This is a genomic window from Streptomyces xiamenensis (assembly GCF_000993785.3).
Classification (GTDB): domain Bacteria; phylum Actinomycetota; class Actinomycetes; order Streptomycetales; family Streptomycetaceae; genus Streptomyces; species Streptomyces xiamenensis.
Window position 1 is genome coordinate 4,055,306 of record NZ_CP009922.3, and the last position, 12,005, is coordinate 4,067,310.

Consider the following 12,005-nt stretch of genomic DNA (forward strand, 5'->3'; position numbering starts at 1 on the left):
GGGACGGTGGTGCGCCTGCCCCACGGCGGGGTCCGTGGGGTAGGTGGTGGGGGGAATTTGGCGTTCGCGGCCTGCTGGCACAATCTGGTGACATGGCTGAGATCACCCAGCGAGCCGGTAACTGGTATTTCGACGGCTCGGTGCTGCGCATCGTGCCCGGGCAAGGGAAGGGGGTGCATGCGCTCCGCACCGCTCTGGGGGAGCTGACCGTGCCGCTGGAGGCGGTGGCGGAGGTTTCCTTCGAGCCCGGGCGCAAGCACGACAGACTGCGGCTGCGCCTGAGGGAGGGCGCGGATCCGCTGACACAGGCGACCGGCGGCAAGCTGCCGGCCGTGGCCGATCCGTACCTGCTGGAGGTGCCGCACGACCGGGCGGACGCCGCCCGGGAACTGGCGGCCGAGATCACCGAGGCAGTGCGGACCGCGCAGGTGCCCGCGACCGCCACCGACCGCTATCTGCTGCCGGGGCCCCAGGTGCCCATCACGCTGCACGCCTCGGACGGTGAGGCCACCTTCGACGGCGCACAGATCCGCATCGACTGGGGCTGGGGCGCGGACGACATCAAGAAGAACAGCGGCGCCCGGGTCATCGCGCTGAGCGATCTGGCCGCCGTCGAGTGGGCGCCGCCGCGGATAGAGAACGGCTTCGTCCGGCTGCACCCCAAGGGCGCGCACTCCACCTCCAAGCCCTCCCACGACCCCAACTGCGTGGTGATGTGGGGCTGGCGCGAGGTGAAGGACGTCACCGAGTCGGCGCTGTTCGTGGCCGCGCTGGCCGCCCGGCTGCCGCACCCCTCCACCGGGGAGGGGACCGTCCCCGTGCCGGTGCCCGCGCAGCCCGAGCCGCCGCTGGTGGCGAGCGGGGACGCGGGCGGCGAGCAGGACGCGGTGCTGCGCCGGCTGTGGGAGCTGGGGGAACTGCACGACACCGGGGTCCTGACCGACGAGGAGTTCGGCGCGGCGAAGAAGGCCCTGCTCAACCGGTTGTAGGACAGCACCATCCGGCCGACCGCCGGGACGTGCGGCCGTTCCGGCCGAGCGGCCCCGGCGGGCCGGTGACTCAGCCGGCGGCGCCCTCCGGATCCAGGGGGGCGCCGTCGCCGTTGGGCGGGAGATCGCCGCGCCGTACCGGGGCGCCGCCGTCCTCCTGCGGCAGCGCCTCGGCCAGTTCGGCGGCGTCGGCGGGATGCGCGGCCTCCAGTGCGGCGCGCAGCAGGTCGGGGTCGGCGTCCGGGTCGGTCGTGACAACCGAGATCCGCACGCCGTCGCGGATCCGGTGGAACTCGGTGATGCCCGCCGCCCGGTCGGCGGTGATGTCCGTGTCGGCCGCGCCGGGCTCGGCCCGTTCCACCCGCAGTTCGATCGTCCCGCCCGTGGCGGAGACGTAGGAGCAGCCCCAGCCGTCCTCCCCGATGACCCCCGCCGACTGCGGCGCCAGAGTGTGGCCGGGGATCTCGGTCAGGTAGATCAGCTCCGGGGCCACGCCGGGGAACTCCGCGGGGGCGGAGGGGTCCGCCGGGTCGGCGGGCTCGGACGGGTCCGGAGCGTCGGGCGCGGCGGAGGTGTCGGCCGGCGTCGGGTCGGCGGCCTCGGCGGCGGGGGCGGCCGAGCCCTCGCTGCCGCAGGCGGTGAGCGGCAGCGCGAGCAGCGGAAGCAGCAGAACGGTCGTGGTCAGACGGCGGCGGGCCGAGCGCTGGGGGATCATGCCCGTATTCTCCGCCCGCCGTCCGTCCCCGGGACTACTTCGCCGCGTCGACGCCGAAGATCTCCGCCATGTTGTCCAGCACCTGGTCCGCGCCCTGCAGGGACACCGAGGTCATCCAGATGGCGTCCTCGACCTCGTACACGGCGCCGTTCTGTACCGCGCTCAGCCGTTCCCACAGCGGGTTCGCCAGGAACCGCTCCTTGCGGTCCTCGCCCCCCGCGTACGTGGTGTAGAAGATCACATCGGCCTCGGCCTGCTCGATCTGCTCCTCGCTGATCTCCAGGGTGAACTCCTCGGGATCGCGCTGGTTCTCCGGCCGGGTCAGCCCCATGTCGGCCAGGATGATGCCGGAGAAGGTGTGCGGCAGATAGATCCGGGTGGGGCCGTCGAGGAACCGGATGACCGAGACGGTCGGATTGTCGTGCGCGGCGTTGACCGCCTCGCCGATCGCCGCCGCCCGGGTCTCGTACGCGGTGATCTGTTCCGCCGCCCGGTCCTCCGCCCCCAGCGCCTCGCCGACCAGGGCGATGTTGTCCTTCCAGGTCGGCCCGGTGGTGGCGACGAACACGGTGGGCGCGATGTCGGAGAGCGTGTCGTACAGCTCGTCGTGGCGCACCGTCGCGGAGATGATCAGATCGGGCTCCAGGAGCATGATCTGCTCCAGGTTGGGGCTCTCCAGCGGGCCCACGTCCACGGTGTCCTTGACGGCGTCGCCCAGGTACGCGGGGAAGCCGTCCAGGTTGCGGTAGCCGCCGACGCCGGCCACGAGGTTGCCGTCCAGGGCTACGACCGCCTCGACCAGGCTGTTGTCCAGCGCCACGATCCGCTGCGGTGCGGCCGGGATCTCGGTGCTGCCCTTGTCGTGGGTGATGGTGCGCGGGAACGACGCGTCGCCGGAGCCGGCGCCGGTGGCGCTGTCGTCACTGTCGGCCGGCGAGGATCCGCCGTCGGACCCGCAGCCGGCCAGCCCGGCGGCCAGCGCGGTCATCAGCGCGAAGGCGCCGACGCGGAGGCGCCAGCGGCGCCGCAGGGGGGTGGTCACGGGTCCCTCTTTCGTTTTAGGTAAGGCTTGCCTTGGTAAGGGCGGTGTGAGCATAGCCAGCGTTCGGTGACCGGCGGAAGACGGGGGTGGCGAACCGCACAAGTCAGGCTTGCCTTACCTTGTGGGCGTGTCCGACACCTCCGCCAGTACCGCCGACGCCGTCCAGGCGCCGCCGGCCCCGCCCCCGCCCGGCCGCGGCCGCCCGGCCCGCACGGTCGCGCTGCTCGTGCTGCTGCTCGCCCTGGTCGCCGCCGTGTTCGCCTCCCTCGCCATCGGCAGCAAACCGGTCGCGCTCGGCGATGTGCTGGCCGCGCTCACCGGAAGCCGCGAGGGCGACGCCGTGGTGGTGCGCGACCTGCGTCTCCCGCGTACCGTGCTGGGCCTGCTGGTGGGTCTCGCGCTCGGCGCCGCCGGGGCCGTGGCCCAGGACATCACCCGCAACCCGCTGGGCGACCCGGGCCTGATCGGGGTCAGCGCCGGGGCGGCCTTCGCCGTCGCGGCCGGCATCGGACTGTTCTCGCTCACCCACTCCTACCAGTACATCTGGTTCGCCTTTCTCGGCGGCGCCCTCGCCGGACTGCTCGCCTACACCGTCGGCGGCACCGGCTACGGAGGCGCCACCCCCGCCAAACTCGCCCTGGCCGGCGCAGCCGTGACGCTCTTCCTCGGCTCGTTCACCAGCGCGCTGGTCCTGCTCGACGTCAACACCCTGGACCAGTACCGCTCCTGGGCCGTCGGCTCGCTCGCCGGGCGCGACGCCGCACTCGGTCCGCAGCTCGCGCCGTTCGTCGTCATCGGTCTGGTGCTGGCCATCGCGCTCAGCGGGCGGCTCAACGCCCTCGCGCTCGGCGACGACCTCGCCACCACCCTCGGCGCCAAGGTGCGCACCACCCGCGCGCTGGGCGCGGTCGCCGTGATCGTGCTGACCGGCGCCGCGGTGGCCGCCGCCGGCCCCGTCACCTTCGTCGGCCTCGTCATCCCGCATCTGGTCCGCGCCGTCACCGGCCCGGACGCCCGCTGGCTGATCCCCTGCTCGGCGCTGGGCGGCGGCGTCCTGCTGCTGACCGCCGACGTCATCGGCCGGGTGGTGGCCAGGCCCGGAGAACTGGAGGCCGGAGTGATCACCGCCGTCATCGGCGCCCCCTTCCTGGCCGTCATGGTCAAGCGCGGCAAGCTGCGGGAGCACACCCGATGAGCCGCACCGGCGCCCCGCCGAAGCCCTGGACCCGTACCGGCCCGCGTACCGCGCTGACCGCCGAGGCCGGGCCCCTCGGGCTGCGCGTACCGGTGAGGGTGGCCACCACCGTCCTGGCGCTGCTGCTCGCCGGCTTCGCCGCCTTCACCGCCTCCGTCTCCCTGGGCACCTACGCCATCCCGCCCGGCGACGTGCTGGGCGCGCTGTTCGGGTACGGGGACGGGGCCGCCGATCTCGTCGTGCACAAGCTGCGGCTGCCCCGTGCCCTGACCGCCGTACTGGCCGGGCTCGCCTTCGGCATGGCGGGCGCCGTCTACCAGGCCGTCACCCGCAACCCGCTGGCCTCCCCCGACCTCATCGGGATCTCGGCCGGAGCCGGGGCCGGCGCGGTGGCCACCATCCTGTTCGGCGGGGTCACCGCGGCGGGCGCCGGAACCTTCGGCGCCGTGCCCTTCGGGGCGCTGGGCGGCGCGCTGCTCACCGCCGCCGTGATCTACGCCTTCGCCTACCGGGGCGGCACCATCACCGGCTACCGCTTCGTCCTGGTGGGCATCGCCGCCGCCGGGGCGCTGGCCGCGCTCACCCGCTGGATGCTGGCCCGCGCCGACATCGATCAGGCCGCGCGCGCCATGGTCTGGCTCACCGGTTCGCTCAACGGCCGCAGCTGGTCGCACGTCGCGTGGGTCGGCTGGGCGCTGCTGATCCTGGTGCCGCTCACCTTCGCGCTGGCCCGTCCCTACCAGCTGCTCCAGTTCGACGACTCCACCGCGCTGAGCCTGGGCATGCGGCTGCACCGGGCGCGCGTCGTGCTGCTGATCGCCGCGACCTGCCTGGCCGCGGTGGCGACCGCGGTGGCGGGCCCGGTCGCGTTCGTGGCCCTGGGCGCCCCGCAGATCGCCCGCCGGGTCGCCGGCACCGCCGGGGTGCCGCTGCTCACCTCCGGGCTGATGGGCGCCGTCCTGATGCTGGCCGCCGACCTCGCCGGGCGGCTGGTGCTCGCCCCGACCGAACTGCCGGTCGGCATCGTCACCGGCGCCGTGGGCGCCCCGTACCTGCTGTTCTTGCTCGCCCGCTCCAACCGGGCCGGAAGGGGAGGCTGAGATGCCCGCCGAGACCACCACGACGGACGCCGCGGACACCGGGGCGGCGCACCTCGGTGCGACCGGGCTGCGCCTGGAGTACGGGGACCACGTCGTCGCCGAGGACCTCGATCTGCGGATCCCGGACGGCAAGGTGACGGTGCTGGTCGGGCCGAACGCCTGCGGCAAGTCCACCGCCCTGCGCGCCCTGGCCAGGCTGCTGAAGCCGGCCGCCGGGGCGGTGCACCTGGACGGCCGGGACATCGCCGCCCTGGGCGCCCGGGAGGTGGCGCTGCGCCTGGCGCTGCTGCCGCAGTCCCCGGCCGCCCCGGACGGCATCACCGTACGGGACCTGGTGGCCCGCGGCCGTACCCCGCACCAGCGCTGGTGGCGGCAGTGGTCGGCGGCCGACGAGGAGGCGGTGGACGCGGCGCTGGCGGCCACCGGGGCGACGGCGCTGGCCGAGCGCTCCCTCGACGCCCTGTCCGGGGGCCAGCGGCAGCGGGTGTGGATCGCGATGGCGCTGGCCCAGGACACCGGGGTGCTCCTGTTGGACGAACCCACCACCTATCTGGACCTCGCCCACCAGGTGGATGTGCTGGAGCTGGTCGCCCGGCTCAACCGGGAGCGCGGACGCACCGTGGTGATGGTGCTGCACGAGCTGAACCTCGCCTGCCGGTACGCCGATCATGTGATCGCCATGCGGGACGGGAAGGTGGCGGCGGCCGGCCCGCCGGCCGAGGTGGTCACCCCCGAGCTGGTGCGGGAGGTGTTCGGGCTGCGGGCCGCCGTGATCGCGTGCCCGGTCGCCGGAACCCCGCTGGTCATCCCCGAGCTGGCCGCCCGGGAATGAGAAACGCCACCTCCCTGCCCGATATCGGGCAGATTTGTTGCGGAAACCGTCCTTGATCCGCACTATCGAGGGGTGCTCGAACGTCGGACGTCCTCGCACGAGGACCTCGTGGATCACCTGGTGCGCAGCACGCCGCTCGCCAGGGGTGAGGCCGCGCGTGTCGTCCTCGATGTGCTCGCGTACTTCGACGAGACCATCGAGGAGTACACGCGCCGTCGGCACCGCGAGCTCCAGGGACACGGACTGACCAATCCGGTGATCTTCGAGCGGATCGCCGAGGAGCTGACGCACCGGGCGGTGGCCCCGCCGCGACTGTCGATACGACAGCTGCGGCGGATCGTGTACGGCTGACCGCCGCCGTATCGCGCCCGCCGGGCCCCGTACACCGTACGTGCCGCTCACCCGCCCGCCCAGCACGGAACCAACCAGCCAGGAGGACACCCCTTATGTGTGGAATCGTCGGATACATCGGGAAGCGGGATGTCGCCCCCCTCCTCCTGGAGGGGCTGCAGCGCCTCGAATACCGGGGGTACGACTCCGCCGGCATCGCCATCCACAGCAGCGGCAAGGGCGGCGGCCTCAAGACGGTCAAGAACAAGGGCCGGGTCCGCGACCTGGAGGCCAAGGTCCCCGCCCGGTTCGCCGGCACCACCGGTATCGCCCACACCCGCTGGGCCACCCACGGCGCCCCCAACGACATCAACGCCCACCCGCACACCGACGCCGCACAGCGCGTCGCCGTCGTCCACAACGGCATCATCGACAACTCCGGCGACCTGCGCGCCAAGCTCACCGCGGACGGCGTCGAGCTGATCTCCGACACCGACACCGAGGTCCTCGCCCACCTCATCGCCCGCGCCCAGTCGCAGACGCTGGAGGAGAAGGTCCGCGAGGCGCTGCGCTACGTCGAGGGCACCTACGGCATCGCCGTGCTGCACGCCGACTTCCCCGACCGCATCGTGGTCGCCCGCAACGGATCCCCGGTGGTCCTGGGCATCGGCGAGAAGGAGATGTTCGTCGCCTCCGACGTGGCCGCGCTCATCAGCCACACCCGCCAGGTGATCACCCTGGACGACGGCGAGATGGCCACCCTCAAGGCCGACGACTACCGCACGTACACCACGGACGGCTCCCGTACCTCCGCCGCGCCCACCACCGTCGAGTGGGAGGCCGAGAGCTACGACATGGGCGGCCACGACACGTACATGCACAAGGAGATCGCCGAGCAGGCGGACGCCGTGGACCGCGTGCTGCGCGGCCGGATCGACGACCGCTTCGCGACCGTGCGGCTCGGTGGCCTCAACCTCGACGCCCGCGAGGCGCGCACCATGCGCCGGGTGAAGATCCTGGGCTGCGGCTCCGCCTACCACGCCGGTCAGATCGGCGCCCAGCTGATCGAGGAGCTGGCCCGCATCCCCGCGGACGCCGAGCCGGCCAGCGAGTTCCGCTACCGCAACGCGGTGGTGGACCCCGACACCCTGTACATCGCGGTCAGCCAGTCCGGCGAGACGTACGACACCCTCGCCGCCGTGCAGGAGCTCAAGCGCAAGGGCGCCCGGGTGCTGGGCGTGGTGAACGTGGTCGGCTCGGCCATCGCCCGCGAGACGGACGGCGGCGTGTACGTGCACGCCGGGCCCGAGGTGTGCGTGGTGTCCACCAAGTGCTTCACCAACACGGCGGTGGCCTTCGCGCTGCTGGCGCTGCACCTGGGCCGGATCAGGGACCTGTCGGTCTCCGACGGCAAGCGGATCATCGAGGGGCTGCGCAAGCTGCCCGCCCAGATCGCCGAGGTCCTCGCGGACGAGCCGCGCATCGCCAAGCTGGCGGCCGACTTCGCCGATGCCAAGAGCATGATGTTCGTCGGGCGGGTGCGCGGCTACCCGGTGGCCAAGGAGGCGTCCCTGAAGCTCAAGGAGGTCTCCTACATCCACGCCGAGGCGTACCCGGCCTCCGAGCTGAAGCACGGCCCGCTGGCGCTCATCGAGCCCGCGACCCCGACCGTCGCGATCATCCCGGACGATGACCTGCTGGAGAAGAACCGGGCCACCCTGGAGGAGATCAAGGCCCGCAGCGGGCGGATCCTGGCGGTGGCGCACAGCGAGCAGGAGAAGGCCGACGACACCATCGTGGTGCCGCGCAACGAGCCCGAGCTGGACCCGGTGCTGATGGGCATCCCCCTGCAGCTGCTGGCGTACCACACGGCGCTGGCGCTGGGCCGGGACATCGACAAGCCGCGCAACCTGGCCAAGTCCGTCACCGTGGAGTAGGCGCGCTCACCGCGGCGTCCTCGCGGCGAAGCGGACAGAGCGGCGGCCCCCGGACGGGGTGCGTGCCACCATACGCACCCCCGGGGGCCGCCATCTCGCGCCGGCGTCGCCCATTACGCCGGCGTCGGGGACAGCCGCCGCCGGGTCCGTCACCTCCCGGCGGCAGCCAGAGGTCTTGCTCCCTGTATGCCCCTCACAAGCGCACAATCCACCCCGCGAGGGGCAGCAATTTGCGGCGGTGTCCCGGCGGCGCGCGACCGGGCGCGCCGGGGCGGGCGCCGGTGGCCGGGGAACGACCCCCGGGGGAGTGGCCGGGTGAAAAGCGGGCAGACGACCCCTGCCGTGCGGCCGGCGGAGGCAGCGGGGCGCACGGGAGCACGACGGCGCGCGCCGGCGGTCGCGCGCGGTGCCCCGGAGGCTACGGGATGACGATGACCGGCCGCCGGGCCCGGCGGGCCAGCCGCCCGGACACCGAGCCGAACAGCCGCCCCAGCAGCCCCTGGGTGGTGCCCACGACGATGGCGTCCGCCTCGTACTCCTGGCCCACCTCCTCCAGTTCGTGGCAGATGTCGCCGCCACGCTCCAGCAGGACCCAGGGGAGGTCGGCCAGCAGGTCCGAGCACGCCAGCTCCAGACCGATGACCTCGGTGCGGTGATCGGGGATGTCCACCAGGGCGGGGGGTTCGCATCCCGCCCATACGGTGGTCGGCAGTCGGTTCGCCACATGAACGATGATCAGCCCGGAGCCGGCGCGGTGAGCCATGCCAATGGCGTATGCGAGAGCACGCTCACTGGTGGTCGATCCGTCGAATCCGACTACGACACCATGCTGAAATGCGGGGTCGCGTGCGTACCGCTCATCGTCGGCGGGCGCGGGGGGAGTGGACGGATCCGCGAGACGCTTGCGGTCCGTGGGTTCTGGGAGCTCGTATCCAGCCATCAGTGCCTCGGCGGGCGGTCAGCGAGGAGACCTCGTGAGCACGGCAGGGACGGGTGTGGGACACGGAAGGGCCCACGTCAAGGCTGTTTCGTCAGCCACAAGCCCACCTCCAGATGACGTCGTACATTGCTGGTTCCCGCTGACGGCGTTGTCAACCCCGCGAACCGTGACCGAGCAGCATGCCGCACCGCGGGGCGGGGCGCAATGGTCGCCGCGCCCTTGTGTGCGACCGATGCCGGAGCGTAACGATACGGTGTCTGTGGCGTTGCCGGCGACCCGCCGGAACGTCCGATCACCGGCCGGGAGTCTTGTTGACGACTTTTATTTTCAGCCAACTTCCCCACTGCTGAAACACCTTGCCCACCCGCCCCGCCAACCCCACGGCCCCACGGGGAAACGGCGAGGCACCGGGGGGCCCGGCCACCGGCGGTGCGGAGCACGACGAGAAGGCGCACTTCCCCCAACTGCTCGTACGTGTAACGCTTCCTGATCGACTGCTTCGCGCCACGTTGTCATGTCGATTTAGCGCCGAGTGATGAACTTGTCCCGCCGACCTCATCCGACACAGTAGATTCGATCTTGGCAATCACGTCGGGGGAAACGTGCAGGACCGAGAGGATGCGACGACCGAGGGAACTGAGGAGCATGAGCCAGGACCCAACGCACGGCCCCGAGCCCGCCGTCAAGCTCGCTGCCCGGCGCCGCCGCGAGATCGTCGCGGTGTTGCTGTTCAGTGGCAGCCCCATGTTCGAAAGTTCCATCCCGCTCTCCGTCTTCGGCGTCGATCGTCAGGACGCCGGAGTACCGCGCTACCGCCTGCTGGCGTGCGCGGGGGAGGAAGGACCGCTGCGCACCACGGGCGGACTGGAACTGCGCGCGCCCTACGGTCTGGGGGCGATCTCCCGGGCCGGTACCGTCATCGTCCCCGCCTGGCGGTCGATCACCGGACCGCCGCCCGCCGCCGCGCTCGCCGCGCTGCGCCGGGCGCACAGTGAGGGTGCCCGCATTGTCGGGTTGTGCACCGGTGCGTTCGCGCTCGGAGCGGCCGGCCTGCTGGACGGCAGGCCGGCGACAACCCACTGGATGTACGCCCCCACGCTGGCCAAGCGCTATCCGTCGGTCCATGTGGACCCGCGGGAGCTGTTCGTCGACGACGGTGACATCCTCACCTCGGCCGGCACGGCCGCGGGGATCGATCTGTGTCTGCACATCGTCCGCATGGACCACGGCCCCGAAGCCGCGGCGGCCCTGGCCAGACGGCTGGTGCTGCCCACCAGGAGAGGGGGTGCCGGCAACGGCGCCGAGAGCGGCCAGCCGCGCCACCTGGACCGCTCTTTACCAGAGGACATCGGCGCGGATCCGCTGGCCGAGGTGGTGGCCTGGGCGCTGGAGCACCTCCACGAGCAGTTCGACGTGGAGACCCTGGCGGCCCGCGCGTACATGAGCCGCCGCACGTTCGACCGGCGCTTCCGGTCCCTTACTGGGAGCGCTCCCCTGCAGTGGCTGATCACGCAGCGGGTGCTCCAGGCGCAGCGCCTGCTGGAGGTCTCCGACTACTCGGTGGACGAGGTGGCGGGCCGCTGCGGCTTCCGTTCCCCCGTCGCCCTGCGCGGGCACTTCCGGCGCCAGCTGGGGGCCTCCCCGGCGGCCTACCGGGCCGCCTACCGGGCCCGGCAGCAGGAGTCGGCGGCCGGGCGCGCCAAGCCCGTCACCGACGGCTTCTCGCCCCGAGTGCCGGGGCAGCGGGGCCGGCCGGTGGCCTGAACGGGAGCACCACCCACAGGTACACGGCGGCCCGCCGCCCGGGACACCGGGAGGCGGGCCGTCCCGTGGGCCCCGAACGCCCGGCGTAGGGTTGCCCGCATGAACGACCGGATGGTGTGGATCGACTGCGAGATGACAGGTCTCTCGCTGATCGACGACGCGCTCATCGAGGTGGCCGCGCTGGTCACCGACTCTGAGCTGAACGTACTCGGGGAGGGCGTGGACATCGTGATCCGCCCGCCCGCCGCCGCGCTGGCCACCATGCCGGAGGTGGTGCGCACCATGCACACCACCTCGGGGCTGCTGGACGAGCTGGACGACGGCACGACGCTGGAGGACGCCGAGCGGCAGGTGCTGGAGTACGTCCGCACGTACGCGCCGGAGGCCGGCCGCACCCCGCTGTGCGGCAACTCCGTCGGCACCGACCGGGGATTCCTCGCCCGGGACATGCCGGCCCTGGAGGGGCACCTGCACTACCGGATCGTGGACGTCTCCTCGGTGAAGGAGCTGGCCCGCCGCTGGTACCCGCGGGTCTACTTCAACAGCCCCCCCAAGGGCGGACAGCACCGGGCGCTGGCGGACATCAAGGAGTCCATCGCGGAGCTGCGTTACTACCGCGAGGCGCTCTTCGTGCCGCAGCCGGGACCCGACTCCGACACGGCCAAGAGGATCGCGGCGCGGCACGCCGCGCAGTGACCCGGGTGGGCCGCGGGGAACGCGGGAGCGAAGTGCCCCGCGCACCCTGTACACTCAATACGGCCGAGCGGGGAGAGCCGTAAAAAGCCTCCCGAGTCGGTCATGGTGGGTGTAGCTCAGTTGGTAGAGCACCTGGTTGTGGTCCAGGTGGCCGCGGGTTCAAGTCCCGTCACTCACCCTCTAGATTAAGGGCCTGACCTGCGGAAACGCGGGTCGGGCCCTTTGTCGTGCGGATGCGGTGGGGCCCGTGGCCGGTCCGGGAACGGGCGCATCACGGGCGGACCGGGGCGCAGCGACCGTTCGGCTGGCAAGTCGCCTTGGTCACCCGGGCGTTCCCCCCGGGGCCGGTGTCGGTGGTCCTCGCCCCGCCGTCCGTCGCGAGTGGGGCCCGCAGGGCGCGGGTGGGCGCCCTCCGCGGCGCCTCGCCCCGGCCGGATTATGCGGGCCGCCGGCCGCTGCAGCAGC

General features: G+C 72.6%; 11 protein-coding genes and 1 tRNA gene. 9 read left to right on the forward strand and 3 right to left on the reverse strand.

The features are described from left to right. The first annotated feature begins 92 nt into the window (after positions 1-92). Positions 93-989 (forward strand): DUF4429 domain-containing protein, encoded by an 897-nt coding sequence (locus SXIM_RS18820; protein ID WP_030737178.1) that lies wholly within the window; start codon positions 93-95, stop codon positions 987-989. A 70-nt stretch (positions 990-1,059) separates the two neighbouring features. On the opposite strand, the gene SXIM_RS18825 is transcribed toward SXIM_RS18820, so the two are convergent. Together SXIM_RS18825 and SXIM_RS18830 are read right to left on the reverse strand one after the other, a co-directional pair. Continuing rightward, entirely contained in the window at positions 1,060-1,704 is a 645-nt protein-coding gene (locus SXIM_RS18825; RefSeq protein WP_053116250.1) for a hypothetical protein, read from the reverse strand. Between the two features lie 34 nt (positions 1,705-1,738). Continuing rightward, positions 1,739-2,746, reverse strand: a complete 1,008-nt coding sequence (locus SXIM_RS18830; RefSeq protein WP_218941164.1) for an ABC transporter substrate-binding protein — start codon at positions 2,744-2,746, stop codon at positions 1,739-1,741. A 121-nt stretch (positions 2,747-2,867) separates the two neighbouring features. Here SXIM_RS18830 and SXIM_RS18835 point away from each other — a divergent pair, with 121 nt between their 5' ends. The 5 genes from SXIM_RS18835 to glmS all read left to right on the forward strand — a co-directional run bounded on the left by SXIM_RS18835 (position 2,868) and on the right by glmS (position 8,140). Next, positions 2,868-3,941, forward strand: a complete 1,074-nt coding sequence (locus SXIM_RS18835) for a FecCD family ABC transporter permease (RefSeq protein ID WP_030737170.1) — start codon at positions 2,868-2,870, stop codon at positions 3,939-3,941. Continuing rightward, a complete protein-coding gene (locus tag SXIM_RS18840) occupies positions 3,938-5,041 on the forward strand; it encodes a FecCD family ABC transporter permease (RefSeq protein ID WP_030737167.1) in 1,104 nt (367 codons plus the stop codon). Before SXIM_RS18835 ends, SXIM_RS18840 begins: the two co-directional genes overlap by 4 nt. 1 nt (position 5,042) lies before the next feature. Continuing rightward, positions 5,043-5,873: an ABC transporter ATP-binding protein gene (locus tag SXIM_RS18845; RefSeq protein ID WP_030737165.1), complete on the forward strand. Its 831-nt coding sequence runs from the start codon at positions 5,043-5,045 to the stop codon at positions 5,871-5,873. Between the two features lie 72 nt (positions 5,874-5,945). Then, positions 5,946-6,224, forward strand: coding sequence for a hypothetical protein (locus SXIM_RS18850; protein WP_030737162.1), 279 nt, complete (start codon positions 5,946-5,948; stop codon positions 6,222-6,224). 95 nt (positions 6,225-6,319) lie between these two features. After that, entirely contained in the window at positions 6,320-8,140 is a 1,821-nt protein-coding gene (glmS, locus tag SXIM_RS18855) for a glutamine--fructose-6-phosphate transaminase (isomerizing) (protein WP_030737159.1), read from the forward strand. A 418-nt stretch (positions 8,141-8,558) separates the two neighbouring features. Here the strand turns inward: glmS and SXIM_RS18860 are convergent, their stop codons facing one another. After that, entirely contained in the window at positions 8,559-9,080 is a 522-nt protein-coding gene (locus tag SXIM_RS18860; RefSeq protein ID WP_030737156.1) for a universal stress protein, read from the reverse strand. Positions 9,081-9,725: 645 nt separating this feature from the next. On the opposite strand from SXIM_RS18860, the gene SXIM_RS18865 reads away from it, so the two are divergent. From SXIM_RS18865 to SXIM_RS18875, 3 genes are all read left to right on the forward strand, one after another. Next, a complete protein-coding gene (locus SXIM_RS18865; protein ID WP_030737153.1) occupies positions 9,726-10,844 on the forward strand; it encodes a GlxA family transcriptional regulator in 1,119 nt (372 codons plus the stop codon). A 99-nt stretch (positions 10,845-10,943) separates the two neighbouring features. Then, positions 10,944-11,540, forward strand: a complete 597-nt coding sequence (gene orn / locus SXIM_RS18870) for an oligoribonuclease (RefSeq protein WP_030737149.1) — start codon at positions 10,944-10,946, stop codon at positions 11,538-11,540. A 105-nt stretch (positions 11,541-11,645) separates the two neighbouring features. Next, positions 11,646-11,718, forward strand: a tRNA-His gene (locus tag SXIM_RS18875). The last annotated feature ends 287 nt before the right edge of the window (positions 11,719-12,005 follow it).